At 41.5% G+C, this 26,649-nt stretch carries 24 protein-coding genes and 2 tRNA genes; 16 read left to right on the forward strand and 10 right to left on the reverse strand.

Features of this window, described 5'->3' with window-relative positions; all coding sequences use genetic code 11:
• Positions 1-108: 108 nt before the first annotated feature.
• Both panD and panC read right to left on the reverse strand, forming a co-directional pair.
• Positions 109-462 carry an aspartate 1-decarboxylase gene (gene panD / locus AC4PG5_RS07745; protein WP_492028368.1) on the reverse strand — a complete coding sequence of 118 codons (354 nt, stop codon included), beginning with the start codon at positions 460-462 and terminating at the stop codon, positions 109-111.
• Between the two features lie 14 nt (positions 463-476).
• Positions 477-1,331 (reverse strand): pantoate--beta-alanine ligase, encoded by an 855-nt coding sequence (gene panC, locus AC4PG5_RS07750; RefSeq protein WP_492028369.1) that lies wholly within the window; start codon positions 1,329-1,331, stop codon positions 477-479.
• A 143-nt stretch (positions 1,332-1,474) separates the two neighbouring features.
• Here panC and AC4PG5_RS07755 point away from each other — a divergent pair, with 143 nt between their 5' ends.
• Together AC4PG5_RS07755 and AC4PG5_RS07760 are read left to right on the forward strand one after the other, a co-directional pair.
• Complete coding sequence (locus AC4PG5_RS07755; protein WP_492028370.1) at positions 1,475-2,302, forward strand: glycogen/starch synthase; 828 nt, start codon at positions 1,475-1,477, stop codon at positions 2,300-2,302.
• 31 nt (positions 2,303-2,333) lie between these two features.
• The gene (locus tag AC4PG5_RS07760) at positions 2,334-3,971 is read left to right on the forward strand and encodes a DUF4270 domain-containing protein (protein WP_492028371.1); all 1,638 of its coding nucleotides are present in this window, start codon (positions 2,334-2,336) and stop codon (positions 3,969-3,971) included.
• A 188-nt stretch (positions 3,972-4,159) separates the two neighbouring features.
• Here the strand turns inward: AC4PG5_RS07760 and AC4PG5_RS07765 are convergent, their stop codons facing one another.
• The 4 genes from AC4PG5_RS07765 to AC4PG5_RS07780 form a co-directional block, all read right to left on the reverse strand.
• Entirely contained in the window at positions 4,160-5,512 is a 1,353-nt protein-coding gene (locus AC4PG5_RS07765) for a glycoside hydrolase family 57 protein (protein ID WP_492028372.1), read from the reverse strand.
• A gap of 15 nt (positions 5,513-5,527) precedes the next feature.
• Positions 5,528-6,799: a glycosyltransferase gene (locus AC4PG5_RS07770; protein WP_492030716.1), complete on the reverse strand. Its 1,272-nt coding sequence runs from the start codon at positions 6,797-6,799 to the stop codon at positions 5,528-5,530.
• 17 nt (positions 6,800-6,816) lie between these two features.
• Positions 6,817-8,754 carry a glycogen debranching enzyme N-terminal domain-containing protein gene (locus AC4PG5_RS07775; protein ID WP_492028373.1) on the reverse strand — a complete coding sequence of 646 codons (1,938 nt, stop codon included), beginning with the start codon at positions 8,752-8,754 and terminating at the stop codon, positions 6,817-6,819.
• A gap of 264 nt (positions 8,755-9,018) precedes the next feature.
• The gene (locus AC4PG5_RS07780) at positions 9,019-9,618 is read right to left on the reverse strand and encodes a MarC family protein (protein WP_492028374.1); all 600 of its coding nucleotides are present in this window, start codon (positions 9,616-9,618) and stop codon (positions 9,019-9,021) included.
• 135 nt (positions 9,619-9,753) lie between these two features.
• Here AC4PG5_RS07780 and AC4PG5_RS07785 point away from each other — a divergent pair, with 135 nt between their 5' ends.
• Positions 9,754-10,428 (forward strand): Crp/Fnr family transcriptional regulator, encoded by a 675-nt coding sequence (locus AC4PG5_RS07785; RefSeq protein ID WP_492028375.1) that lies wholly within the window; start codon positions 9,754-9,756, stop codon positions 10,426-10,428.
• 103 nt (positions 10,429-10,531) lie between these two features.
• Here the strand turns inward: AC4PG5_RS07785 and guaA are convergent, their stop codons facing one another.
• Positions 10,532-12,055: a glutamine-hydrolyzing GMP synthase gene (gene guaA / locus AC4PG5_RS07790; RefSeq protein ID WP_492028376.1), complete on the reverse strand. Its 1,524-nt coding sequence runs from the start codon at positions 12,053-12,055 to the stop codon at positions 10,532-10,534.
• A 49-nt stretch (positions 12,056-12,104) separates the two neighbouring features.
• Positions 12,105-12,551 carry a large-conductance mechanosensitive channel protein MscL gene (gene mscL, locus AC4PG5_RS07795; RefSeq protein WP_492028377.1) on the reverse strand — a complete coding sequence of 149 codons (447 nt, stop codon included), beginning with the start codon at positions 12,549-12,551 and terminating at the stop codon, positions 12,105-12,107.
• A gap of 138 nt (positions 12,552-12,689) precedes the next feature.
• Between mscL and gap the strand changes: the two genes are divergently transcribed.
• The 6 genes from gap (at position 12,690) to AC4PG5_RS07825 (ending at position 19,160) form a co-directional block, all read left to right on the forward strand.
• On the forward strand, positions 12,690-13,700 hold the full coding sequence (gene gap, locus AC4PG5_RS07800; RefSeq protein WP_492028378.1) for a type I glyceraldehyde-3-phosphate dehydrogenase: 1,011 nt from the start codon (positions 12,690-12,692) through the stop codon (positions 13,698-13,700).
• Between the two features lie 170 nt (positions 13,701-13,870).
• Positions 13,871-15,967, forward strand: a complete 2,097-nt coding sequence (locus AC4PG5_RS07805; protein ID WP_492028379.1) for a M3 family metallopeptidase — start codon at positions 13,871-13,873, stop codon at positions 15,965-15,967.
• Positions 15,964-16,488 (forward strand): DUF4847 family protein, encoded by a 525-nt coding sequence (locus AC4PG5_RS07810; protein ID WP_492028380.1) that lies wholly within the window; start codon positions 15,964-15,966, stop codon positions 16,486-16,488. Before AC4PG5_RS07805 ends, AC4PG5_RS07810 begins: the two co-directional genes overlap by 4 nt.
• 5 nt (positions 16,489-16,493) lie before the next feature.
• A complete protein-coding gene (locus AC4PG5_RS07815; RefSeq protein WP_492028381.1) occupies positions 16,494-16,931 on the forward strand; it encodes a dCMP deaminase family protein in 438 nt (145 codons plus the stop codon).
• Positions 16,932-16,963: 32 nt separating this feature from the next.
• The gene (locus tag AC4PG5_RS07820) at positions 16,964-18,640 is read left to right on the forward strand and encodes a S41 family peptidase (RefSeq protein WP_492028382.1); all 1,677 of its coding nucleotides are present in this window, start codon (positions 16,964-16,966) and stop codon (positions 18,638-18,640) included.
• On the forward strand, positions 18,624-19,160 hold the full coding sequence (locus tag AC4PG5_RS07825; RefSeq protein ID WP_492028383.1) for a 5-formyltetrahydrofolate cyclo-ligase: 537 nt from the start codon (positions 18,624-18,626) through the stop codon (positions 19,158-19,160). Before AC4PG5_RS07820 ends, AC4PG5_RS07825 begins: the two co-directional genes overlap by 17 nt.
• A gap of 2 nt (positions 19,161-19,162) precedes the next feature.
• On the opposite strand, the gene AC4PG5_RS07830 is transcribed toward AC4PG5_RS07825, so the two are convergent.
• A complete protein-coding gene (locus AC4PG5_RS07830; protein WP_492028384.1) occupies positions 19,163-19,450 on the reverse strand; it encodes a DciA family protein in 288 nt (95 codons plus the stop codon).
• Complete coding sequence (gene recF, locus AC4PG5_RS07835; RefSeq protein ID WP_492028385.1) at positions 19,440-20,558, reverse strand: DNA replication/repair protein RecF; 1,119 nt, start codon at positions 20,556-20,558, stop codon at positions 19,440-19,442. The genes AC4PG5_RS07830 and recF overlap by 11 nt, the downstream gene beginning before the upstream one ends.
• Before the next feature lie 158 nt (positions 20,559-20,716).
• Between recF and AC4PG5_RS07840 the strand changes: the two genes are divergently transcribed.
• The 7 genes from AC4PG5_RS07840 (at position 20,717) to AC4PG5_RS07870 (ending at position 26,632) form a co-directional block, all read left to right on the forward strand.
• Positions 20,717-21,400, forward strand: a complete 684-nt coding sequence (locus tag AC4PG5_RS07840; protein ID WP_492028386.1) for a YfgM family protein — start codon at positions 20,717-20,719, stop codon at positions 21,398-21,400.
• A 107-nt stretch (positions 21,401-21,507) separates the two neighbouring features.
• Positions 21,508-22,002, forward strand: a complete 495-nt coding sequence (ribH, locus tag AC4PG5_RS07845) for a 6,7-dimethyl-8-ribityllumazine synthase (protein WP_492028387.1) — start codon at positions 21,508-21,510, stop codon at positions 22,000-22,002.
• 51 nt (positions 22,003-22,053) lie between these two features.
• Positions 22,054-22,136, forward strand: a tRNA-Tyr gene (locus AC4PG5_RS07850).
• Positions 22,137-22,144: 8 nt separating this feature from the next.
• Positions 22,145-22,217, forward strand: a tRNA-Gly gene (locus tag AC4PG5_RS07855).
• A 73-nt stretch (positions 22,218-22,290) separates the two neighbouring features.
• Positions 22,291-23,565, forward strand: a complete 1,275-nt coding sequence (locus AC4PG5_RS07860; RefSeq protein WP_492028388.1) for a Gfo/Idh/MocA family protein — start codon at positions 22,291-22,293, stop codon at positions 23,563-23,565.
• A 629-nt stretch (positions 23,566-24,194) separates the two neighbouring features.
• Positions 24,195-26,027 carry an alpha-1,3-galactosidase-related protein gene (locus tag AC4PG5_RS07865; RefSeq protein ID WP_492028389.1) on the forward strand — a complete coding sequence of 611 codons (1,833 nt, stop codon included), beginning with the start codon at positions 24,195-24,197 and terminating at the stop codon, positions 26,025-26,027.
• Positions 26,028-26,083: 56 nt separating this feature from the next.
• Entirely contained in the window at positions 26,084-26,632 is a 549-nt protein-coding gene (locus AC4PG5_RS07870; RefSeq protein ID WP_492028390.1) for an RNA polymerase sigma-70 factor, read from the forward strand.
• Positions 26,633-26,649 lie beyond the last annotated feature (17 nt).

Genomic DNA, 26,649 nt, shown 5'->3' on the forward strand with positions numbered 1-26,649 from the left:
AATCAAAAAGTGATCGCAGATTGAACATAAATTCAAACCTGCGATCACTTTTTTTATCGCCTCATTCATCAATCAAAGAATTGCTCCCTTTAGACAAAAACGAGTGTATTATTTAACCACACTATTGTTCTCCGGATTCGGGAAAACGATGGTTGGCTTAAACGCCTTAGCTTCTTCAAAGTCCATCAATGCATAAGACATAATAATGACAATATCGCCAGGTTGAACTTTACGAGCAGCAGCTCCATTCAAGCAAATCTTACCAGATCCGCGTTCACCTTTAATGATATAAGTCTCAAAACGTTCACCATTATTATTATCTGTGATGCAGACTTTCTCTCCGGCTATCATATTAGCGGCATCCATCAAATCTTCGTCAATAGTAATACTACCAATATAATTCAAATTAGCCTCAGTGACCCGTGCACAATGAATTTTAGACTTTAATACTTCAATCATCATATAACGATTATCCTTTAGTTTTCAACTTCTTTATACTTCATATTATCGATCAAACGTACATCGCCACAGAACACTGTAATACAGCCTACAATATAAGGAGCATCATCCCAATGGTTCACTTTTTGCAACGTATAACCATCAACGATCTCGAAATATTCAAGCTCAAGTCCCTCACTATCACCGATTGAACATTCAACCATTGATTGTGTTTCTGCGACCGAATGATTCGCTGCAAAGTTACGACTTTCAAACAAGGTTCTTGAAATATTTAAGGCATTTTTACGATCTTTTTCAGATAATCGTTTATTTCGGCTACTCAAAGCCAAGCCATCTTCTTCTCGAACAATTGGACATCCAACCACTCGAATGTCATAATTCATCTGACGAACCATCTCTCGAATAATGGCCAACTGCTGGAAGTCTTTCTCTCCAAAATAAGCGGTATCAGGAGTCACTGCGTCAAAAAGTTTACTCACAATCTGACAGACGCCATTGAAATGTCCTGGGCGAAAAAGCCCCTCCATAACAACATCCAGCGGTGGATAACTAAAAGAACGAGTATCAGGCTGAGGGTACATTTCCTCAACAGATGGAGCAAACACAAAATTCGCTCCACAAGACTCCAATAAACGACAATCCGCGTCTAATGTACGTGGATATTTTTCTAAATCCTTTTTATCGTTAAACTGCGTCGGATTAACAAAAACACTAACAACCGTTACCCCATTTTCTGCTACACAACGCTTTACTAAAGAGGCATGTCCCTCATGTAAAGCTCCCATTGTAGGAACTAATCCTATTCTCTTACCTAGTGATTTTAAGGCAGTCAACTCCGACTGCAAATCACTGATAGTGTGTATAATCTTCATTATTGCTAATTGAATTAATATTTTATCGTTTGCAAAAACTCTGCAAAATAAACTAATATTTGCCATATAAAGAAAGAATATGCTACTTAAACCTCATTTTTTTTGTTATCTTTGCAGAATATTCATAGAGAACTATTGTTATTATGACAAAGGCGACTAAAGTTTTATTTATTACACAAGAAATTACACCTTACGTCCCAGGGTCTGAAATGGCTAACGTTGGTAGAAACTTGCCACAATCCATTCAAGAAAAGGGAAGAGAGATCAGAACCTTCATGCCTAAGTGGGGCAATATTAATGAGCGCAGGAATCAATTGCATGAAGTCATTCGTCTATCGGGTATGAACCTAATCATTGATGACACTGACCACCCATTAATTATAAAAGTTGCTTCCATTCAGTCTGCACGCATGCAGGTTTACTTTATTGACAACGACGATTATTTCCAAAACAGATTACAAACTGCCGATGAAGAAGGCTTGGAATATGAAGACAATGACAGTCGGGCTATATTCTATGCTAGAGGCGTTCTGGAAACAGTTAAGAAATTGCGTTGGTGCCCTGATGTGATCCATTGCCACGGCTGGATGACTGCACTTGCTCCTTTGTACATCAAGAAGGCTTACAAAGACGAGCCTTCGTTCCGTGATGCCAAAGTTGTTTTTTCGGCTTATGAAGATGACTTCAAATCGACATTTAGTCCTGATTTTGCATCTAAACTCATGTTGAAAGGTATTAATGAAGATGATATCAAAACACTACAAGAACCGATTAATCATGCAACCTTATGTAAATTGGCTATAGATCATTCTGATGGTGTGATTCAAAACAGTCCAAACATCAATGATGAACTCATGTCGTATGCAGCACAAAACGGGAAACTAGTATTAGATTATCAAAGCGATTTTGAAGCATATACAGACGCTTGCAATGATTTTTACGATAAAGTATGGGAAACGACGAGTAAATAAAAAATAACTAAAAATCAAGATACCAACTATTATGAAAGCTAAATATGCCTTGGTAGCCCTATTAGCAATGACATTCTGGGGATGTGACGATAACACTGGTGCCTTAGGCCTAGGTATGTTCCCGGATAGCGACAAAAACATCAATGGGCGATTTTCAACTTTTGATGTCACAACAGAATCTGTTTCTTCCGGTCGCATCTATGCTAAATCGAAAATCGGATATGTCGGGAAATTTACGGATCCAACATTCGGGACTTATAACTCCGGCTTCTTAACAGAGTTAAATTGTCCGGAGGGGATGACTTATCCTGAAGTCTACCAAGCTTATAATGCTAAAAACGAACCTGTTGACCCAAACAGTTCGGAGGCTGTTAGAGCAACCGGAAGTATGATTGACGGTGGAACAGTCGTTGATGGGAAGAAAGTTGGTAACATCTATGCCACAGAAATCTATCTTTGGTATTCGAAATACTTTGGTGACGATGCGGCTCCTTGTCGACTCAGCGTATATAAGTTACATGAAAAAATAAATCCGGATAAAGCTTATTATACCGATATTGATCCTACGAGCCTTTACTATAAAGAAGATTTGCTAGGTCAAAAAGCATACACTGCTGTCGATTATTCAGTGAGCGAAGCTAAACGTAATGAAAGTACTTACACCCCTAGTGTTCATTTAACACTAAAAGATAACACCTTGGGATATGAACTCCTAAAATCGTCTAGATTAGGAAAACTTAGCGAAGAGTTCAACAGCAAAATAATGCCTGGATTATACGTTAAAAGTGATTATGGCGATGGTACAATCTTATATATCGATCAGGTACAGTTAAATACGGTTTTTGAGTGCTATGCGACTGATAAAGAAACCGGACTGAAGCTTAAAAAGAAATATGCTAAAGACGAGAATGGAAATGCAATAGACTCAACCTATTATGCTTACCGACCATTTTCTTCAACTAGAGAGATGATCCAAGCGAATCAACTGATCAATGATGATAATAAGATCAATGAACTGATTAATATTCCGACTTGGACGTATCTAAAAACTCCTGCAGGCATTTTCACTGAAGTTAAGCTTCCATTAGAAGACTTTGATAAAATCAAAAATGATGTATTGAATTCAGTAAAATTATCATTTACTAATTACAATCAAGAAGTTGATCAATTATTTGGCATGACTGCTCCTTCGGATGTTTTGTTATTGCCGAAGAAGGAGAAAGATTCTTTCTTTGAACAGAACAAGATCAATGATAATATTACATCTTACATTGGATCGGTAGCCACAGACAAGCCTAACCAATACATTTTCAACAATATAATGAGAATGATTACCACATTAATCGACGAAAAAGATGCTGCTCAAAAAGAGCTGGACGAAAAGAAGAGCATTGTGGTTAAAGTGAGAAATGACAAGGGAACTATCGAAGAAAAAACGGTGACCACCATTGAAGCATGGAAATCAGCAACCGACTGGGATAAGCTATTGTTAATTCCTGTACTTGTGACTAAAGAAACGTCGAATAATTATTATCAAAACAGTGTGCAAATCACTAAGGTGCAACACGATTTAAGGCCTGGTTATGTTCGCTTAAAGGGTGGAAGAAAAGGATTGGATGATGAAAACTATCGATTAAAATTAGAAGTTATTTCTACAAATCGGCCATAAAGTCGAATCCTAATAACATCATAAAAATAAGAAGGGGCTGTTCTAACTTAGATTAGAACAGCCTCTTCTTATTTTACCTTTATTTTTCCTTTTGATTTTTACTGCACACAACTTCCTCCCCCAAACACTATAAAAAAAGCTGTCTCATCCTATTCTGAGACAGCTTTTTTATAGCACCGATCAAAACGTTATTTCGATCGTGTTGTTTTAGATTCCGCCTTCTTTTTAGGAGCGGTCCGTTTCGACGTTTTCTTCTCGAGTGTCTCATTACATTTACTCAAACGCTTTTGCAACTCTGCGATCTCTCGACCTTGATTATTAATGGTCGTCAGCAAAGAATTCAACTCCTCATTATCCACGTCAACCGGATACAAAGCATTCACCCGTTTGATGAAGTCACTCAGGATGTTCATATAGTTCGTAAAAGCATCGTAAGGAGAATCATAAATACCACGATCGAGCACAATTCCGGTATTCTTTGTCGTCATAAAACGGAAATTATTCGTAGCTTGCAGATAATCCCAATCCTGTTTTATTCGACGATCACCACATAAGTGAACACGCTCTGCAATGCTATAAAGCTTATTAAACGCCTCACGCTGCAAAACATTACCAAGCCAACAACTCGTATCGCGCTCTTCATCCATCCAAGACATTGGATAAGGAACATCCAACGGAGAAATTGATTTCAACCGTGATACGATCTCGGTCGGTGTAGAGAACGTAATCCCCTTGGCAGAAGCACACGAAGGCAACGCTTTAATAAATTCTAGAATATTGGAAGATAGTGGTTGAGAGCCGCCTAATGCACTTAATTCCATAAACAAGTTGATGACCTGTTCTTCTTGAGGCAAAGCATCAATCCATCCGATATACTTATCTGCAAACAGAGGGTACTCAGACCATTCCGAATTAGAGAAACGCAAACTAATATCGTCCGATAGTTTGTAGTCTCTCAAAAGCAGCTTGAGTCCTGAAGCACTATTGCAATGGTAAACATAATGAGGACTCTTCCAACCCAAGATGTTTTTTGCCCCTTCAGCAAGCATCCCTTTGAAGCCCATCGAAGCCACAAGCTCACCAATCTCATCCGAATAGACCAAACCGGAGTTACGAAACACTTTCGGTTCTTTACCAAACATCTGTTTCATCTTCTGACTTTGACGCATCACCTCTTCTCGGAAACAATCCTCATTGGCCAATGAAGACAATCCATGAGAATAAGGTTCGCAGAGGAACTCACAACAACCGGTGTCATTGATTTGATGAAGTAGATCAATCACCGTTGGAGCATGAATTTCCAATTGTTCGAGAGCCACTCCGGAGATAGAAAAAGCCACCTTAAACGATCGCCCCGACGTTTCAATCATCTCGAGCAACGTTTGTAAAGCTGGAATATACGAACGTTCAGCCACTTCGTTCATCCCCGTTTCATTGGCAAAGTCATCGTAATAATAATGATCCGTACCAATATCAAAGAAACGATAGCGCTTTAGGTGAATAATCTGATGTATTTCGAAATAAAGACATATTGTTCTCATAGTCTATTCTATTTATTATAGTCCGTAATTTGTTAGTATCTCATCATAAATGCCGCGAACCTTGTACCCGACATTTTCCCATTTGATCTCATCGACTTCTCTCTTTCCCTCTTCACGCAAATAATCATACATCGCCGGATAAGTACAAATCGAATAAATAGCATCAGCCATCGCTTGAATATCCCAGTAATCGGTTTTAATACAATTATTCAAGATCTCGGCACAGCCCGACTGTTTTGAGATGATAGTCGGTACACTACATTGCATTGCCTCCAAAGGAGAAATGCCAAAAGGTTCTGAAACAGAAGGCATGATATACACATCACTAGCTTTCAACATCTCATACACCTGATTACCCTTCATGAAACCAGGAAAATGGAAATGATCGGCAATCCCCCTTTCGGCAGCCAAACGAATCATTTGATTCATCATATCCCCACTTCCGGCCATCACAAAACGCACATTCTGTGTCCGACGGAGCACCATCGCAGCCGCCTCAACAAAATATTCCGGTCCTTTCTGCATTGTGATTCGCCCTAAGAACGTCACCACCTTCTCACCAGGTATCTTTTTAGGAACGATCTCATTGATCTCCTGCGACAACGGTTCGACCGCATTATGCATCGTAGAGACTTTTCTAGGATCTTGGAAATACTTATGAATCACCGTCTGACGGGTCAGTTCACTGACACACATGATATGATCGGCATAATCCATTCCATTCTTCTCAATGGCATACACCGTCGGGTTCACATTCCCGCGACTACGATCAAAGTCGGTTGCATGAACATGGATCACCAACGGTTTACCGGAAACCTGCTTAGCATGTATACCAGCCGGATAAGTCAGCCAATCGTGTGAGTGAATAATATCATATTGTTGCTGTCTGGCCACCACTCCGGCCACAATCGAATAGTTGTTAATCTCTTCATGAAGATTATCGGGATATCGTCCGGAAAACTCCAAACAGCCCAGATCGTTCGTATGCAGGTATCTAAAATCAGCATAGATGTGATCGCGCAAATCATAATAAAGCTGAGGATCCATATACCCTCCCATTCGATGATCGACCGACTCCCAGTTGACATCCTTCCAAACGACCGGAGTACTATTCATTCCGATAATTTTTAAGAAGCTCTGATCTTCATCTCCCCAAGGTTTAGGAATACAGAATGTAATTTCAAGGTCATCCTGCATCGACATTCCCTTAGTGAGTCCATAACTTGCCGTACCTAATCCACCTAGAATATGCGGAGGGAACTCCCACCCAAACATTAAAACTTTCATCTTTGTTCCTCCTCTCATTAATAAAACCGTGATAATAATTTCAATAGACGTAAGATCTCGGCAACATTCATCGCAAACGAGACTGCACCACGCCCTTTAAAAGGAGGATTACCGTCGAAAAGTTCCGGTAACGAGCCTACACAGTGAATAGTCAGCTCATCTTCCAGACCAATAAGATGTCGTTCGATAAACGACAGTCCACTCATCTTATAAATACGTAGATAAGCTTCCATATAAAATCCCATCAGCCAAGGCCAAGCTGTACCTTGATGATAAGCATAGTCGCGCTGGCTCTGTGGACCGACATAATTCGGGTTATAGCCGACGCTTTTAGGACTTAAGGTACGCAATCCCTTAGGAGTCAACAACTCTTTAGTCACCGTATCCAAGACCTTCTTCTTCTGTGTCCGATCTAAAGGTGAATAATCGAATGCCACAGCAAAAATCATGTTCGGACGCACACTCCAATCCATGAAGTTTCCGTCGACATAATCCAGCAGATAGCCATATTCATTCAAAAAGACATCTACAAACGCCTTTCCGGTCTGCAGCGCTTGTTCATCAAGTACATCAGCCAACGATTCACGTCCTCCTTCTCTAATCATCTCTGCGATAAATCGGAGGGCATTATACCACAATGCATTAAATTCCACGATATACCCCGTACGAGGAGTCACCGGCCTATTATCGACTGTAGCATTCATCCAAGTAATCGCCTTTTCACTGCCGTTAGCATAAAGCAAACCATTGCTGTGCAAGAACAAGTTCGGATGCTTTCCGCCTCTGATAAATTCAATCATGTCGACCAATAAATCGCCATATCGATTTCTGCACTGCTCCCTAGAGGTCTCTTTGGCATATTGTTGAATCGCCCAGATGGCCCAAAGCAGAACATCAGGATGATCCATTTCATAAATCTTATAACTTTGAGGTTCACCGTTAATGTATTGCCGAATCGCCTTCTCCGCCGTATTCATGACCTTTTCGAACTGTCCCACTTCATCAATACCAAGAGTCAACCCCGGTAAAGCAACAAATAAATCCCGAGCACGACATTTAAACCACGGATAACCCGCAATGATGTAATACTCGTTGTCTTGTTTGTTATGAAACTGATGAGCGGAATTTTTCAAACAGTTATAGAAGCTATCGCGAGGAGTACGGTCGTTAACTTCCCTATCGAACAGTTGCTTTAACGACCGAGATGAGATATCAGAAATTCCGGCCGAGAAGACAACGCTCTCTCCTTTTTTAATATCAATTTCAAAATAACCCAGTGCATATAGATCTTCATTAAAATCATATCCGCGCTCTTGTTCTTTAGGGTATTCAATGCCTCTATACCAATCGGGACAGAAATGAAATTCATTTTTCTTATTCAATTGCATATAGAGCTCAGGGTATCCGGGATACATACAGGTCTTTATCCCATTTTCGACCTCTTGATACTCCCGTTGGTATTGGTCATTCTCATGGGTATACTCTCGCACACTACGAAAAGCAAGAAAAGGACGCAAGCGTAAGGTCGTTGCAGAATGAGCATCCAATAAAGTGTAACGAATCAAAAGTCTATTTTCATGGTGAACGAAGATTTTCTCTTTACGCAAGATAACTCCCCCCACTCGATAGATTGTCGCTGGGATGCGCTCACAATCAAATTCACGGATATATTTATGCCCATTAGGACTAAAATGGTTCCCCTGATATTTATGTAAACCCAAATTAAACTCAGCACCATGCTGCACGACTGTCTCATCTAAAGAGGATAGCAATACGTGATTCTCATCATCCAAATTGGGCACAGGAATGACCAATAAGCCATGATACTTACGGGTATTGCAATCGACAATGGTCGTACAATGATAAGCTCCGGACTTATTCGAACGAAGAATCTCTCTTTGAAGCGATTCCTCGAGATTAGTCATTAGAGTCTTGTCGAATCGTAAATAACTCATAGTTGTGTGTTATTTAAAGGTTAATTGTTATTCTTAAAATATTATGACGTCTGTAATCCCAAAAGTACGAATTATAGGTAAATATAAAAATTAAATGCAACATTATTTATCAATCGGACCTTTAGAAACCTTGATCAATTGCAGGAAAGAGAATATTCATTTTATAATTATGTCATATTGGCCACTGATATCATAAAAAAAGGCATGTCGTCAATGACATGCCTTTTTATGAAAATATTTCGAAGAACGAATGATTTTAATCAATTAATGTCCTTGCAACGTATCAATCAAAGAGGTGATATTCTCGGTAAACATCTTCACAGAGATCGCTAGAAGGATAATACCAAAGAATTTGCGAAGGATGTAAATACCACTCTTTCCCAAGAAGTGCTCCACACGCTCGGTCATGCTAACCACAAAATAAACCCAGACCATATTTAAAATTAAAGCGATAATAATATTGACACTAGCATGCAATGCACGAAGAGATAATAGTGTGGTAAAAGTAGCAGATCCCGCAAGTAAAGGGAAAACCAAAGGTACAAGTGTAGCCTCTTTTATCGGACCTTGATTTTTAAAGATTTCAATATCCAGAATCATTTCCAACGACATTAAAAAGATGACAAATGCTCCCGCGACAGCAAACGATTTAATATCGACGTTGAAAATATTAAGCATGGCATCACCCACATAAAAAAAGGCCAGAAGAATAGAAAAAGAAATAAGAGTCGCCTTAACAGCATTCACCCCTCGCCCTTTAGACTTTAAGTCAATAATTATTGGTATTGCTCCTAAAATATCAATAACTGCAAACAAAGCAAAGAATGCCGCAACAAGCTGTTGTACATCAAAATCCTGAAACATATTTCCTCCTTTTTTAATGCAAATATAACCTATTTTTATGCACCAAAACAATAAAAAAACAAAAAGAATTGCTGTTTTTTTACCATAACACAAGATTATATCTATTTTTGTATATCAACTGTAGAATAGGATGATATGGAAACAATGTTCGACACTCTACTTCAACTACCTCTTTTTCAAGGACTTTGCCACGAAGATTTTACAACGATCCTTGAAAAGGTAAAATTACACTTCACAAAGCACAAACCGGGAGAAGTCATCATTCGAAGCGGTAAGCCTTGTGACAAGCTCTGTTTCATCCTCAAAGGGAAAGTCCTTCTCAAAACCTTTTCAAAGGAAGATCGTTTTAGTTTCATTGAGCGATTGGAAGGGCCTTATGTCATCGAACCGCAATCTTTGTTCGGAATGAATACATCATACGTTTCCGACTACGTAGCCTATACCGAGACGCATACCGTCAGCATTGATAAATGGTTTGTATTGCACCATTTACTAGAATATGAAATCTTTCGATTAAACTATATGAACATCTTGACTAATCGTGCTCAAAACTTATACGCTAAACTTTGGGAAGTTCCGGAAGTCGATCTAGAGAAACGCATCATTAGTTTCATACTCAGTCATACCGAACGGTTCCAAGGTGAAAAGATTCTAAAAATCAAAATGGAGGATTTTGCACAATATCTAGATTGCACCCGCTTAAGCATCTCTAAAATATTGAATACAATGCAAAAGAAACAACTGATAGAATTAAAACGGAAAGAGATTGTTATTTCCGATATACAAAAACTGATTGAATATACCGGCTAGGAACGACTATCAACTCAACCGCCTACCACTAACCAAAAACAAATAAAAAAAAGACAGCCATCACAACGAACGGCTGTCTTTCTTTTTATATCTTAAAGATTAATTATTCCCACTCAATAGTAGCAGGTGGCTTAGAACTAATATCATAAGTTACTCGATTCACCCCCTTAACCTTATTAATAATGTCGTTAGAGACTTTAGCCATAAAGTCGTAAGGCAAACGTGCCCAATCGGCTGTCATAGCATCGGTTGAAGTCACCGCACGCAAAGCTACCGCTCTTTCATACGTCCGTTCATCACCCATAACACCTACCGACTGTACCGGCAATAGGATCACTCCAGCCTGCCAAACGTGATCATACAAGTCCCAATCGCGCAAGCCTTGGATAAAGATATCGTCAGCTTCTTGCAAGATCTGTACTTTTTCAGGAGTGATATCACCAAGAATACGAACCGCCAATCCAGGTCCCGGGAAAGGATGACGAGTAATCAGATGCTCAGGCATACCCAACTCGCGACCGACACGACGTACTTCATCTTTAAACAATAAGCGCAATGGCTCACAAAGTTTAAGATGCATCTTCTCTGGTAATCCCCCCACATTGTGGTGACTCTTAATCACTGTTCCTGTGATAGATAATGATTCAATGCAATCCGGATAGATCGTACCTTGAGCCAACCATTTCACATCTTGTATTTTATGAGCCTCTTGATCGAATACTTCAATAAAGCCTTTACCAATAATCTTACGTTTCTGTTCAGGTTCTACAACACCCGACAATTCAGAGAAGAACTTCTCACTCGCATCAACACCTATCACATTCAAACCGAGACACTCATAGTCGTGCATCACGTTCTTGAATTCGTTTTTGCGAAGCATACCATGATCCACAAAAATACAAGTCAAGTTCTTGCCGATGGCCCGATGTAACAAAACAGCAGCAACCGAAGAATCTACTCCGCCACTCAAGCCAAGCACCACTTTATCATTGCCCAACTGTTTCTTCAATTCAGCCACTGTACTTTCAATAAACGAGCTAGGTGACCAATCTTGCTTACAGCCACAAACATCAACTGCAAAGTTCTTCAACATTTGTGTACCGTCTTCGCTATGGAATACTTCCGGATGGAATTGTACACCCCAAACCTTTTCACCTTCAATCTGATAAGCAGCGATTTCCACTTTATCCGTAGAAGCTATCTTTTTGAAATTATCAGGAATGGCAGTGATTGTATCCCCATGGCTCATCCACACTTGAGAATTTTCGCGTACTCCTTTAAATAAAGGATTCTCTTTGCAGAACGTTGCCAAATGAGCACGCCCGTATTCACGTGTACCGGCAGGTTCTACTCGTCCGCCATTAGAATAAGACATGAATTGCGCACCATAACAAATACCCAAGATCGGATATTTACCGCGTATCTCACTCAAATCAATTTTGAAAGCACTTTTGTCGTATACCGAGAATGGACTTCCGGAGAGAATCACCCCTTTAATATTCTCATCATCTTTTGGAAATTTATTATAAGGAAGGATCTCACAATAAATATCCAATTCACGCACTCTACGACCGATAAGTTGTGTCGTTTGTGAACCGAAATCAAGGATAATTATTTTTTCTTGCATATATATATGTTATGATTTGCATGCAAAAATAGGCAAAATCTGGAAGATATTACCTCTTTTCTTTCAGTAAATCACGAATTTCTGCTAATAACGATTCTTCCTTTGTAGGTATAGGAGGCTCAGGCTTCTGTTCTTCGGACTTCGACTCCTCTTTTTTTATTAAGGTTCGATTAATCAAACGAATAAACAAAAAGATAGAAAAAGCAATCACTAAAAAATCGAAAGTGGTCTGAATAAACGTCCCATAATTTAAGACTACAGCGGCAGAAAGTTCTTTCCCATCTGCTCCATATTCTGCTGCTTTCAAGACCCATTTCAAATCGGCAAAGTTTACACCTCCAACCAAAAGCCCCACAAGCGGCATGATCAGATCATTAACTATAGAAGAGACTATTTTCCCAAAAGCAGCCCCGATGATAATACCGACTGCCATATCCATTACATTACCTTTCATGGCAAAGGTTTTAAACTCTTGCAAAAAAGTATTCTTTCCCATCTTTTTTTTTTATTTAATAATAAATTAATGTGCTAATATAAAAACATTTTAGTATTTTTGCACCGCATTTAGAGTCTAAGTGCTGATGTTTAATAACATAGAACAACTATTTATAAAACCCTTAAAAGTTTAAACAAAATGATTAAAGTAGGTATTAATGGATTCGGACGTATCGGCCGTTTCGTATTCCGCGCTGCTCAAACAAGAAACGATATTCAAATCGTAGGTATCAATGACCTTTGCCCAGTTGACTATTTGGCATACATGTTGAAATACGACACAATGCACGGTCAATTCGAAGGAACAATCGAAGCAGACGTTGAAAACAGCAAACTTATCGTTAACGGTCAAGCTATCCGCATCACTGCAGAAAGAAACCCAGCTGACTTGAAATGGGACGAAGTTGGTGCTGAATACGTTGTAGAATCTACAGGTTTATTCTTAAGCAAAGATAAAGCTCAAGCTCACATCGAAGCTGGTGCGAAATATGTTGTTATGTCAGCTCCTTCTAAAGATGACACTCCAATGTTCGTTTGCGGTGTAAACGAAAAAACATACGTTAAAGGTACTCAATTCGTATCTAACGCATCTTGTACTACAAACTGCTTAGCTCCTATCGCTAAAGTATTGAACGACAAATGGGGTATCACAGACGGTTTGATGACTACAGTTCACTCTACAACTGCAACTCAAAAGACAGTTGACGGTCCTTCTATGAAAGACTGGAGAGGTGGTCGTGCTGCTGCTGGTAACATTATCCCTTCTTCTACAGGTGCTGCTAAAGCTGTAGGTAAAGTAATCCCTGCATTAAACGGCAAATTGACAGGTATGTCAATGCGTGTTCCTACTTTGGACGTATCAGTAGTTGACTTGACAGTTAACTTGGCAAAACCTGCAACTTACGCTGAAATCTGTGCTGCTATGAAAGAAGCTGCAGAAGGCGAATTGAACGGCGTTCTTGGTTATACTGAAGATGCAGTTGTTTCTTCTGACTTCTTAGGAGATGCTCGCACTTCTATCTTCGACGCTAAAGCTGGTATCGCTTTAACTGACACATTCGTTAAAGTTGTATCTTGGTACGATAACGAAATCGGTTACTCTAACAAAGTTCTTGACTTAGTTGCTCACATGGCTTCAGTTAACGCTTAATTAGATCAAACCTAATGATATAGAGCTGCTCCGACTTCGGAGCAGCTCTTTTTTTATGGTTTCTGTTTATATATTGTTAAAAAGGTATGAGGTAACTACAAAATAATCTACAAATTTACTAGCTTTGTATTTAGTATAAATGTCACTACTAACCTATTAAAGCGGTGGATATGAAAAAGACACTATTTTTATTGATTATTTTTTATTCTATGAATATGCTAAATGCACAAAACCCTTTTCTTGAGAAGTATAAAACGCCTCATGGCACGGTTCCTTTCAATCTCATAAAAACCGAACATTACAAACCGGCTATCCTTGAAGGCATCCGCCAACAAAACCAAAATATAGAAGCAATCATTAATCAGACAGTTGCACCAACGTTCTCGAATACCATCGAAGCTTACGAACAATCAGGACAGTTGCTCGATCATGTATCGACTGTGTTCAGTAATATTCTAGGTGCAGAGACTAATGATGATTTACAACAACTGGCACAAGAAATTATGCCAATGCTGAGTGAACATTACAACAACCTCACTCTTAACGAAAACCTATTTGCACGCGTCAAAGCTGTTTATCAAGAAAAAGATAAACTTCATCTAAGCATCGAACAAAACAAACTCCTAGACGATATCTACGATAGTTTTGTAAGTCATGGAGCAAACCTGCAAGGTGCCGATAAAGATGAATACCGTCAACTATCCACCAAACTGAGCAAGCTAACTCTCGACTTTGATGAAAACAATCTTAAAGCAACCAATGCGTATAAGATGGTATTGACCGACAAGGCCGACTTAGAAGGACTTCCCGAAACAGCTATTGAAGCTGCTGCTGAAACAGCGAAACGCGATCAGGTAGAAGGCTGGGTATTCACACTCGATGCTCCAAGCTATGGTCCGTTTATGACTTATGCCAAAAAGCGCGCACTTCGTCAAAAACTCTATATGGCCTACAACACCCAATGCAGCAACGACAACGAGTATAACAATCTAAACATTGTCAAAGAGATTGCCAATACCCGTATGCGCATTGCCCAATTGTTAGGTTACAAAGACTACGCTTCGTACGCTTTGAGAAACCGTATGGCGCAAACTAGCGAATCCGTTTACAAGCTTTTAAACCAACTCATCGAGGCCTATACTCCTACAGCACAAAAAGAATATGCTGAAATTCAAGATTTGGCACGTGAAGAACAAGGCAGCACATTCACCGTCATGCCATGGGATTGGAGCTATTACTCTAATAAGCTGAAAGATAAAAAGTTCAATATCAACACCGAACTACTTCGCCCTTACTTCGAACTGAGTCAAGTTAAAAAAGGCGTTTTCGGTCTAGCAGAAAAACTATACGGACTGACCTTTAAGAAGAATACCGATATTCCGGTGTACCATTCTGACGTAGATGCTTATGATGTGTTCGATAAAGACGGTTCATTCTTGGCTGTTCTATATACCGATTTTCACCCACGTGCCGGCAAACAGTCGGGTGCTTGGATGACCTCATATAAAGGTCAATGGATCGACTCTAAGACCGGCGAGAACAGTCGTCCACACGTTTCGATCGTGATGAACTTCACCAAACCGACAGCCAATAAGCCGGCACTTCTCACCTTTGATGAAGTAGAAACCTTCTTGCACGAATTTGGACACAGCCTACACGGTATGCTTGCCAACTCTAAATATTTGAGTTTAAGTGGAACAAGCGTATATCGTGATTTCGTGGAGCTTCCTTCACAGATCATGGAAAATTTCGCTATTGAAAAAGACTTCTTGAACACCTTTGCTAAGCACTATCAAACCGGTGAAACTTTGCCGGACGAATGGATCCAACGCATTGTCAATGCAGCTAACTTCAATGTGGCATACGCTTGTCTTCGTCAAGTCAGCTTCGGACTACTCGACATGGCTTGGTACACCCGCACCACTCCATTCGATGGTGATGTAAAAAGCTACGAACAAGAGGCTTGGAAAAAAGCGCAGATTCTTCCGGTCATCAAAGACGCTTGTATGAGTGCTCAATTCTCGCATATCTTTGCCGGAGGTTATTCAGCCGGTTATTATAGCTACAAATGGGCAGAGGTACTCGATGCCGATGCTTTCTCTTTGTTTAAAGAAAAAGGAATCTTCAATCCGGAAGTGGCCACTCGTTTCAGAAACGAGATTCTCTCAAAAGGAGGAACTGAACACCCGATGACGTTATACAAACGCTTCCGCGGACAAGAACCTTCAATCAACGCATTACTCACCAGAAACGGGATAACGTTATGATAAAAAAAGCCCAACTTCTCACCCTGCTTCTAACCATTACCGGCCTTTCATTGTTTTGCAGTTGCAACAATGCCGATGATGTACAGCAAATATTCACAGGAAAAACCTGGAGACTGACCTATATCACGAAAGCGAATGGACATGCTTGGTACAAATTCCCGGATGTCACGACAGCCAATTACGAATCATACGATCCGATCAAAGGCACACGGGCTTTCTACATCGACTTTAGCGGAAGCACGTCCAATGATGTCATCAATGGGACGTTTGCAGGAACAGGTTCGGTAAATATTAATGGAAAGTGGGAAGCTGATGGCAAAAGCAACCGTCTCCTCATGAATGTGGGTGGAGCTTCGGTTGTTGATCCGACAAACGATCATTTAGGCAATAGAATCGTAGAAGGTTTAAGGAAAGTCACCTCGTATGGTGGAAACGCCCAAAACCTATACCTCTATTACAAACTTGACGAAACGAACGAAACCCTTTGCCTAGTCTTTGCACCGGCAAAAAAAATCCAATAACCATCATGGACCATACTCCATCGAAACAAGACGAATTAGACAAACGTTATATACGTATGGCAACGATCTGGGCCGAAAACTCATATTGCCAACGCCGAAAAGTGGGCGCACTTATCGTTAAAGATAAAATGATTATCTCCGACGGTTACAACGGTACGCCTTCAGGATTTGAGAATATCTGCGAAGATGAAAACAATTTAACCAAACCCTACGTGCTACATGCGGAAGCAAATGCCATCACTAAGATCGCTCGCACCAATAACAATAGCGATGGGGCAACGATGTATGTCACCGCCTCTCCATGTATCGAATGCGCCAAACTAATCATCCAAGCCGGTATCAAAAGAGTGGTTTACTCCGAACACTACCGTTTGGAAGACGGCATCGACCTCTTAAAAAGAGCCGGTATAGAAGTTCTCTTCGTCGATCCTCATGAGCAGTAAACCGATTAATTCAGATTAAAATAAAAACAGATATGCGTACCAAAAATTCTTTCCGTTTCATTCCCATCATCATTGCCATCAGTTTGGTCTTCGGCATCCTCATCGGAACGTTCTACGCCAAACATTTTGCTGGTAATCGGTTAGGCATCATCAACGGATCGTCAAACAAGTTGAACGCGCTACTCCGCATTATCGATGATCAATATGTCGATACGGTCAACATGAACAACTTGGTCGAAGAGGCCATGCCTCAAATCTTGGCAGAACTCGATCCGCACTCCGTGTACATACCGGCTCAAAATCTTGAGGAGGTCAACTCGGAACTTGAAGGTAGCTTCAGCGGCATAGGTATTCAATTCACCATACAAGACGACACCATTCACGTGAACTCTGTGATCCAAGGAGGTCCTTCTGAAAAAGTGGGACTATTGGCCGGCGACCGCATTGTTACCGTCAATGACACCTTGTTTGTAGGTAAGAAAGTGACCAACGAACAAGCCATGCGCAAATTAAAAGGTCCGAAGGGGAGCCAAGTCAAACTCGGCATTCAACGTTTAGGCGAAAAAGATCTTTTACAGTTCAATATCACTCGTGGCAATATTCCACAAAACACAGTCGATGCAGCTTACATGATTGATGACCAATTCGGATACATCAAAGTCAGCAAGTTTGGACGTACCAGTCACCTGGAACTTCTCAACGCCTTAGCTCAGTTCAATCATAAGAATTGCGAAGGATTAATCATCGACCTTAGAGGGAATACCGGAGGATACATGGAAGCAGCCATCCGCATGGTCAATGAATTCCTACCCGAAGGTAAACTCATTGTTTATACCCAAGGACGCAAATATCCTCGCGCCGAAGAATTTGCCAACGGCACAGGTAGCTGTCAGAAAATGCCACTTGTCGTCTTGATCGATGAAGGTTCGGCTTCTGCCAGTGAAATCTTCACCGGAGCGATTCAAGACAACGACCGCGGTATCGTTATTGGACGACGTTCTTTCGGAAAAGGATTGGTTCAACAGCCGATCGATTTCAGCGATGGATCGGCTATTCGTCTAACTATCGCACGTTATTACACCCCATCCGGACGTTGTATCCAACGCCCCTACCAAAACGGTAACGATCGCGAATACGAATTGGATATCTACAAACGTTACGAACATGGAGAATTCTTCTCAAGAGATAGCATCAAGCAAAATGAGAATGAACGTTATCAGACAAGCTTAGGTCGCACAGTTTATGGTGGAGGCGGCATCATGCCAGATCTTTTTGTACCACAAGATACCATTGGATTCACCTCCTATCTATCGACTGTTCTATCAAGAGGGCTGACCATTCAATACACTTTCCAATACACCGATCGCAACCGTTCAAAATTGAGCGAATACCAATCGTCTAAGGAATTAGTGAACTATCTGCATCGTCAAAACCTACTCGAACAGTTCATTCGTTATGCCGACAGTAAAGGAGTTAAGAGAAGAAATATCCTCATTCACCGTTCACGCAAATTGCTCGAAAAGAACATTTACGGCAACATCATCTACAACATGCTCGGTATGGAGGAATACATCAAATACTTCAACGAGGCTGATGAGACAGTGAAGAAAGGACTCGAAATACTTAAAAGTCATAAGGCCTTCCCGGTAGCTCCGGCACCAATCGACCCCAAGACCTTGAAAAAGAAAGAGAATGGCCACAAAAAGTGAATTACGTCGATACATTAAACAAGAGAAAGCCACTCGTTCACCCGAAGAGTTGCTACATCTCTCTTTTGACATACTGAATAAGCTGGAACAACTTCCGGCTTTTCAGCATTCAAAAACCATCTTGCTCTACCACTCATTGAACGATGAAGTGAACACCCACGACTTTATTCAAAAGTGGAGTGCTTCCAAAACGATTATCCTGCCGGTAGTTCATGGTGATCTACTCGACCTGCGCTACTATACCACCTCCACAGCCACCCATGAAGGCGCTTTCGGCATCATAGAACCCGAAGGTCAACTGCTAACTGATTACAACAAAATTGATTTGGTCATTGTGCCGGGCGTGGCATTTGATGCGGAAGGACATCGATTAGGACGTGGAAAAGGGTATTACGACAAACTTTTACCTCATGTCGCTGCCCCTAAGATTGGCATCTGTTTCCCTTTTCAACTGTTGGATCGGATTCCAACAGAAGAGACCGATATTAATATGGACAAGGTGCTAACTTGTGATTCGTAAATCTACTGAAACACGATATTGGTAATCACCGTAGCACCAGCCGCTTGATTCAAATGGCGGACTAACAATTCACGCCCCATCATTAATTCTTGTCGAAGCACAGACGACGTCAGATGCACATACAACACCTGATTCTTGATAAACAACCCGTCGGTATACACCGCCGCCGGTCCCACAATCTTAGGCCATGCCGCAATCAGTCGTCGCTCATTCAACGGCGATTCCAAAGACTCCTGTCGCAGATATTCACGGATCAACTTACCGATAGGTGAGGCTTCTTTACGCTTCATGATCTTGTCCCTCCATCTCGCTTAATACACCACCATCAACATGAAACATCTTATATTCGCTACCCACATTCATCAAAATGCGATCTAAATGTTCACGATTCGTATCCGTAATAAAAATCTGTCCGAAATCATCGCGCGACACCAACTTAATGATCTGTTCCACACGTGACGCATCCAGCTTATCGAAGATATCATCCAGCAAAAGCAATGGTACGGTATTGGCTGTACGCTTCAAGAAATCGAATTGAGCCAATTTTAAAGCAATCAGATACGTCTTATTCTGTCCCTGCGACCCTTCCTTCTTGATTGGATATCCGCCCAATAGCATACTGAGTTCATCTTTATGAATCCCCTTCAAGGAGTAGCCCATGATACGATCACGATCACGACTGCCTCTAATCACATCAAGTAATTCATCTCCATCAGCATGCGATTCATACGACAAGCTGACCGCCTCACTATCTTGAGAGATAAACGAATAGAACGATTGAAAAATCGGAATAAACTCTTGTATAAAACCTAAGCGCTTACGATAGACCACCTCACCGGCCTGAGCCATCATCTCTTCCCAAACCGCAAACAACTCCTCTTCCGGCAAACGTTCTGCCTTCAACAAAGCATTCCGCTGCGCCAAAGCCTTATTATATCGAATCAACGCATTCAGATACTCCTTATCATATTGTGAGATCACAATATCCATAAATCGGCGACGTTCATCACTTCCACCGGCTATCAAGTCGGAATCGGCAGGCGAAACCATCACCAAAGGTAGAAAGCCGATATGATCAGAGAAACGTTCATACTCTTTTTTGTTTCGTTTGAATTGTTTCTTCGAGCGTCTCTTCATCCCACAATAAATCTCCTCCGGCGCTCCTTCCTCCGTTTCATAAAAACCCTGAATCACAAAAAAGTCCTGGTCGTGTCTGATATTTTGAGAATCAATAGGATTTCCGGAACTTTTACAGAACGACAAGAAATAAACAGCATCGAGTAAATTCGTCTTCCCCATCCCATTGCGTCCGAAAACACAATTCAATTTTGACGAAAAAATCAGTTCAGCCTGCTCTATGTTCTTATAATTCAAGATCGAAATACGCTTCAGTATCATACCATAACAATAATTAGTCTACAAAAGTAATAAGTTTTTTAGCCTTTTACACCCTAACACAAAAAAATATCCCTCTAAATTTCATTTGTAGATATAAAAAAACTACTTTTGCGATTCGAAATATTCACTTGAAATAATAACAAAAAAAATACATCACAATGACAGAGCAAAAGAATCAGAACGAACACATGAACGTGGAAGAAGCTTTGAGCAAGTCGGAAGCGTTCTTAATCAAAAACAAAAAGTCTATCTTAGGCGGAATTATTGCTATCGTCCTTATTATCGGCGGATTCATTATGTATAAGAATCTTTATGCGGCTCCACGTGAGAACAAAGCGCAAGCAGCCCTTTTCAAAGGTCAGCAATATTTTGAAGCCGATGCTTACGAACAAGCCTTGAACGGTGACAGCATAGGTTATGCAGGTTTTGCTAAAATCGCTAATGAATACAGCGGAACGAAAGCAGGTAACTTAGCCAGTGCTTATGCCGGCATCTGCTATGCAAAACTAGATAAATATGACGAAGCGATCAAAGCTCTTTCTGATTTCGATGCCGACGATCAAATGGTTGCTCCGGCGATCCTAGGTGCTACCGGAAACTGCTATGCTGAGATCGGTCAGTTAGACAAAGCTGCTTCTCTATTATTAGATGCTGCTTCAAAAGCTGACAACAATACCTTAAGCCCAATCTTCTTGATGCAAGCCGGAGAAATCTTGGTTAAACAAGGTAAGATCGATGCAGCAATCGATGCATACACGACTATTAAAGATAAGTATTTCCAATCTTATCAAGCTATGGACATCGACAAATACATCGAACAAGCTAAATTGATGAAAAAATAATAGAATAAAACCACTCAATAAGACACGGCTTACATGTTGGCGAAACGGATTCTTCCGTTATCAAGCACACATGCAAGCCGTATCTGTTTAAACAAAAAACAAACATTATGGCAACAGCATTTCATAACTTATCAGACTACGATCTTCAATCGGTACCTAATGCCGAAGAGATGAAATTTGGTATCGTTGTTTCCGAATGGAACACTGCGATCACCGGCGCACTACTCGAAGGAGCAGTGAATACTTTAAAAAAGCATGGCGCAAGACCCGAAAATATTTTAGTGAAAACAGTTCCGGGAAGTTTCGAACTCACTTTTGGCGCAAGTCAAATGATGGAAAATAGCAATGTTGACGGAATTATTATTTTAGGTTGCGTAATTAAAGGCGATACTCCACATTTTGATTATGTTTGCATGGGAGTGACTCAAGGCATCACTCATTTAAATGCAACTAGCGATGTACCAGTTATTTACGGTCTACTTACCACCAATACCATGGAACAAGCCGAAGATCGCTGCGGAGGAAAATTAGGCAATAAAGGCGATGAATGCGCAATTACAGCAATAAAAATGATAGATTTTATTTGGAGTTTAAAAAAATAGTCGTATCTTTGCATCGCAATTGAGAAACAAACCTTCTCAAAAGCAAAAAGGGGGCAAATACCAGAGTGGCCAAATGGGGCAGACTGTAAATCTGCTGGCTTACGCCTTCGGTGGTTCGAATCCATCTTTGCCCACAAAAATTGCGGAAGTAGCTCAGTTGATAGAGCATTAGCCTTCCAAGCTGAGGGTCGCGGGTTTGAGCCCCGTCTTCCGCTCTAGAAAGAGAATCTGAGTTAAATTAGATTCTCTTTTTTTTTGTATAACCGTAACCCATATTCTGAAGCGGATATGAAAGACTACTTCACAACACAACGACACGTCATCGGTTTGTCGCATACCCCTCTTGCCAAAGTCCGTATCGGATTCATCGGTTTAGGTAATCGGGGACTTCTCACTTTACAACGCTATCTACTCTTCGACAGTGTCGAAGTCATCGGTCTATGCGAAATCCGCGAAGGCAATCTTCAAAAAGGTCAAGAGAGCCTGAGACAAGCAGGACGTCCGGAAGCCATAGGCTATTCAAAAGAAGAAGATTGGCGCACCCTCTGCGAACGCAACGATATCGATCTGATTTTTGTATGTACCGACTGGACCACACATGCAACCATGGCTGCCTATGCCATGAATTGTGGCAAGCACGTTGCCATAGAAGTACCCGCTGCCATGAGCGTCGAAGAATGCTGGCTTTTGGTCGATACCGCCGAACGCACTCGCCGTCACTGTATCATGCTCGAGAACTGCTGTTACGACCCTTTTGCCTTAATGACCCTCAACATGGCCGAAAAAGGCGTTCTAGGGGAGATTATGCACGTCGAAGGAGCTTATATCCACGACCTACGTCACCTTTACTTCGCCGATGAAAGCGAAGGAGGATATCATAACCATTGGGGAAAACGCCACAGCATACAACATACCGGCAATCCCTACCCCACCCATGGACTCGGTCCTGTCTGTCAAATCTTAAAGATTCATCGAAGTGACCGAATGACCCACCTCGTCTCCATGTCGACGGCACAACTCGGTCTCACGGCCTACGCCGAACGCCGTTACGGACGAGGGACACCGGAAGCCTCACAACGTTATCTATTGGGAGATGTCAACACCAGCTTGATTCAAACGCTCAAAGGCAAAACCATCATGTTGCAATACAGCGTCGCTACGCCGCGCCCATACAGTCGACTACATACCGTTTGCGGCACTTTAGGGTTTGCACAAAAATATCCTGTCCCCACCATCTCACTCGATCCGAATGCCGGAACGCCATTAGACGAAGAAGCCATGAAAGCTCTTATCGAACGTTACAAACACCCTTTCAGTGCAACGATTGGCGAGGAAGCTCACCGACGTGGGGTGACCAACGAAATGAACTACGTTATGGATTATCGTCTCATCTACTGTTTGCAACACGGACTGCCACTCGATATGGATGTATACGATGCTGCCGAATGGTCGTGTATCACCGAGTTGAGCGAACTGTCGGTTCTTAATGGTAGTGCCCCGGTCGAAATTCCCGATTTCACACGAGGAGCTTGGCAAAAAGAAACCCAAGAATCCATTCCATAGCAATCAAGCCGTAGGATCAACTTGTAGAGTTCTTGTGCAATGACCCTTCTTTAATGGTTCTTCTTTAATGGTTTTTCTTCAATGAAGTCGAAAAGTAATTCATTCAAATTTCAACGCTATTCGTTGTATCTAAAAGCACCATAGATCTGCGCAACGAGTACCGTAGCTCAGCGTAACAACGACCGCAATCCAGCGTAACAACGACCGCACTCCAGCGCAACAACGACCGCATCCCAGCGCAACAACGACCGCACCCCAGCGCAACGAGCACCGTACCTCAGCACCACAACGACCGTACCTTGTCAATGAATAATTCTGGGGCAAATTACTTTTAACCTAATCGCTGTAAACAAAGCCAAAATAAAATCGGTTGCAGAGATTTGATCTACCACCAATCTGCAACAGGGATCTGCAACGTACCTAACGACTGATAATCAAACGAATAAACCTCATTTAGTGGCAGATGGCAGATAAAGTTCAAATAAACAACTCTAGAGGGAGCATCAGAATCAAACAAAAAAATAGATAAAGTCAGAAAGTTGTAATATTCAGTCAGAAAATATATTTTTGCATATCACAAGAGTAGACTATTTGCTCAACAAAAACAAACATCACTTTAAAACAAACCTATGAAAACGTTCTTATCGCTCCTACTTCTCATCTCGGCCTCCTGCTTATCGGCCAACGATACCATTCGCATTGCCAACTACGGACTACAAGCCAATAGCCGTGTCAATGCCGTACCTTATATTCAAAAAGCATTGACCGAAGCTCGTCAACATCCCGGTGCAGTCATCCTCTTCGAAAAAGGACGATACGACTTCTGGCCTCAAAAAGCGATCGAACGCGACTATCACGAAACGAATACGTACGACATCAACCCTAAAATATTGGCCGTCGTTCTCGACTCGATCCGTCATCTAACCCTCGACGGCAACGGAGCTGAGTTCATCATGCACGGACGCATGCAACCTTTCACACTCGATCGTTGCGAACAGATTACCTTAAAGAATTTCTCCATCGATTGGGATATCCCACTCACCGCACAAGGATGTGTTGTGGCCCGCACTGAAAAGACCATGGATATCGCCATTGATCGTCTACAATATCCCTACATCATTGAAAACAATCAACTCACATTTGTAGGCGAGGGTTGGAAAAGTGCCATCTGGTCGATCATGCAGTTCGACCCTAAGACCCATTTCGTTTTGCCAAACACCGGAGATAATCTAGGATGGCGACGCTTTAAAGCTGAGGAAGTCAGCCCCGGCATCGTGCGACTCCAAGACGACAACCCACAATTCAGTCGCCACTATCCCAAACCGGGTACCCTCCTGGTTTTGCGTCATAGCAACCGCGATCATGCCGGCATCTTCATTTACCACAGCACAGACACGCGATTAGAAAAAGTCACCATTCACCACACTTGTGGATTAGGGGTTTTATCACAATACAGTCGTAACCTCACATTTAACGATGTCCACATGATTCCAAACAAAGAAAAAGGGCGAGTCTTTAGCGGACACGATGATGGGTTCCACTTCATGGGATGCAGCGGATTGATCCAAGTGGAGCATTGCAGTTGGGCCGGATTAATGGACGACCCAATCAATATTCACGGAACATGTTCGAAGATCGTCGAAGTACTTTCTCCCACACGAATTAAATGTCGATTCATGCACGACATGAGTGAAGGTATGGAATGGGGACGTCCCAACGACTTGATCGGCTGTATCGAACACCAGACGATGCGTACGGTAGATACCCTTCGGATGACTCGGTTCACAGCACTCAATAAAGCCGAATTTATCATCGACCTATCGAAGCCTTTACCCCAAGAGATCGTTCCCGGAGATGCCATCGAGAACTTGACTTGCACCCCCGACGCAGAGATTCGTTATTGTCACTTCGGGAGTTGCCGAGCACGAGGCTTACTGATCTCAACCCCGGGTAAAGTGACCGTTGAAGACAATGTGTTCGAATCGAGCGGATCGGCCATTCTGATTGCGGGCGATGCCAATGCATGGTACGAATCGGGCGCAGTGACCGATGTGACTATCCGTCGTAACACGTTCCGCTATCCTTGTAACTCTTCGCCCTATCAGTTCTGCGAGGCAGTCATCAGCATTTTCCCGGAGATCCCGACACCCGACCAACGATATCCCTATCACCGGAATATTCGCATTACCGACAATACGTTCCACCTTTTCGACTATCCGGTACTTTTTGCCCGATCGGTCGAAGGGTTGTCTTTTCAACGGAATACCTTGATTCGCGATACGACTTATCAACCGTATCACTCCCAAAAAGCAGGTATTACGTTAGAATATTGCAAAAAGGTCACTATCGGTGAAAACCGCTCACAAGGCGATATTCTAGGACGTACCATCCTACTGAAAGAAACCAGAGCATCGAACGTTAAACGAAAGAAAGAAAACGTATTCCGCCGTTTCAAGCCATAAGTTATTGGATTTATTCAAGAAAGTGGATTATCTTTGTAAATCAAACCAAAGAATGAATGGACGAAGAAAAACTTGTTGCACAACTCAAATCGGGAGATGAACAGGCTTTTACCCTATTATATAAGCAATATTGGGGAAAAGTCTATCATTTCACTCGCCTTTACCTCTCATGCGAAGCCGAGAGAGAAGAAGTGGTGCAAGAAGTTTTTGTCAAAGTGTGGGAGATCCGCCATTTCATTAAAGAAAAAGAAAACTTCAAAGGATTCTTATTCATCATCACACGAAACGCCATATTCAATAACTTCCGCAAAAGCTTCAGAGAAGATCATTATAAACTCAGTGTCTTAAATAGTTGCTTCGACCAATACGATATAGAAGAACAACTTGAGACCGATGATTTACAAACATACATCAACAGTTTGGTTGGTCAGTTAACGCCACGCCAACAAGAAGTCTTTCGTTTAAGTCGCGAAAACCATCTCACCTATAAGGAGATAGCCAGTCAGCTGGAGATCACGGAAAAGACAGTCGAGAGACACATCAATGATGCTTTACGCTTTTTACGCAAAAACATCCCATTGATTATTTGGTTCCTCGGAGCTTAAACGTTTTTTTTGGAATA

It is taken from the genome of Bacteroides sp. QWL-09 (genome assembly GCF_058683585.1).

What these genes read in the sequence shown, in the direction of transcription:
- AC4PG5_RS07840 (WP_492028386.1), top strand. Translation starts at nt 20,717, where the DNA reads ATGACAGAGCAAAAGAATCAGAACGAACACATGAACGTGGAAGAAGCT.
- mscL (WP_492028377.1), bottom strand. Translation starts at nt 12,551, where the DNA reads ATGGGAAAGAATACTTTTTTGCAAGAGTTTAAAACCTTTGCCATGAAA.
- AC4PG5_RS07830 (WP_492028384.1), bottom strand. Translation starts at nt 19,450, where the DNA reads ATGAAGCGTAAAGAAGCCTCACCTATCGGTAAGTTGATCCGTGAATAT.
- panD (WP_492028368.1), bottom strand. Translation starts at nt 462, where the DNA reads ATGATGATTGAAGTATTAAAGTCTAAAATTCATTGTGCACGGGTCACT.
- guaA (WP_492028376.1), bottom strand. Translation starts at nt 12,055, where the DNA reads ATGCAAGAAAAAATAATTATCCTTGATTTCGGTTCACAAACGACACAA.
- AC4PG5_RS07860 (WP_492028388.1), top strand. Translation starts at nt 22,291, where the DNA reads ATGAAAGACTACTTCACAACACAACGACACGTCATCGGTTTGTCGCAT.
- AC4PG5_RS07870 (WP_492028390.1), top strand. Translation starts at nt 26,084, where the DNA reads ATGGACGAAGAAAAACTTGTTGCACAACTCAAATCGGGAGATGAACAG.
- AC4PG5_RS07755 (WP_492028370.1), top strand. Translation starts at nt 1,475, where the DNA reads ATGACAAAGGCGACTAAAGTTTTATTTATTACACAAGAAATTACACCT.
- AC4PG5_RS07805 (WP_492028379.1), top strand. Translation starts at nt 13,871, where the DNA reads ATGAAAAAGACACTATTTTTATTGATTATTTTTTATTCTATGAATATG.
- gap (WP_492028378.1), top strand. Translation starts at nt 12,690, where the DNA reads ATGATTAAAGTAGGTATTAATGGATTCGGACGTATCGGCCGTTTCGTA.
- ribH (WP_492028387.1), top strand. Translation starts at nt 21,508, where the DNA reads ATGGCAACAGCATTTCATAACTTATCAGACTACGATCTTCAATCGGTA.
- AC4PG5_RS07765 (WP_492028372.1), bottom strand. Translation starts at nt 5,512, where the DNA reads ATGAGAACAATATGTCTTTATTTCGAAATACATCAGATTATTCACCTA.
- AC4PG5_RS07760 (WP_492028371.1), top strand. Translation starts at nt 2,334, where the DNA reads ATGAAAGCTAAATATGCCTTGGTAGCCCTATTAGCAATGACATTCTGG.
- AC4PG5_RS07775 (WP_492028373.1), bottom strand. Translation starts at nt 8,754, where the DNA reads ATGAGTTATTTACGATTCGACAAGACTCTAATGACTAATCTCGAGGAA.
- AC4PG5_RS07820 (WP_492028382.1), top strand. Translation starts at nt 16,964, where the DNA reads ATGCGTACCAAAAATTCTTTCCGTTTCATTCCCATCATCATTGCCATC.
- recF (WP_492028385.1), bottom strand. Translation starts at nt 20,558, where the DNA reads ATGATACTGAAGCGTATTTCGATCTTGAATTATAAGAACATAGAGCAG.
- AC4PG5_RS07770 (WP_492030716.1), bottom strand. Translation starts at nt 6,799, where the DNA reads ATGAAAGTTTTAATGTTTGGGTGGGAGTTCCCTCCGCATATTCTAGGT.
- panC (WP_492028369.1), bottom strand. Translation starts at nt 1,331, where the DNA reads ATGAAGATTATACACACTATCAGTGATTTGCAGTCGGAGTTGACTGCC.
- AC4PG5_RS07780 (WP_492028374.1), bottom strand. Translation starts at nt 9,618, where the DNA reads ATGTTTCAGGATTTTGATGTACAACAGCTTGTTGCGGCATTCTTTGCT.
- AC4PG5_RS07815 (WP_492028381.1), top strand. Translation starts at nt 16,494, where the DNA reads ATGGACCATACTCCATCGAAACAAGACGAATTAGACAAACGTTATATA.
- AC4PG5_RS07825 (WP_492028383.1), top strand. Translation starts at nt 18,624, where the DNA reads ATGGCCACAAAAAGTGAATTACGTCGATACATTAAACAAGAGAAAGCC.
- AC4PG5_RS07810 (WP_492028380.1), top strand. Translation starts at nt 15,964, where the DNA reads ATGATAAAAAAAGCCCAACTTCTCACCCTGCTTCTAACCATTACCGGC.
- AC4PG5_RS07785 (WP_492028375.1), top strand. Translation starts at nt 9,754, where the DNA reads ATGGAAACAATGTTCGACACTCTACTTCAACTACCTCTTTTTCAAGGA.
- AC4PG5_RS07865 (WP_492028389.1), top strand. Translation starts at nt 24,195, where the DNA reads ATGAAAACGTTCTTATCGCTCCTACTTCTCATCTCGGCCTCCTGCTTA.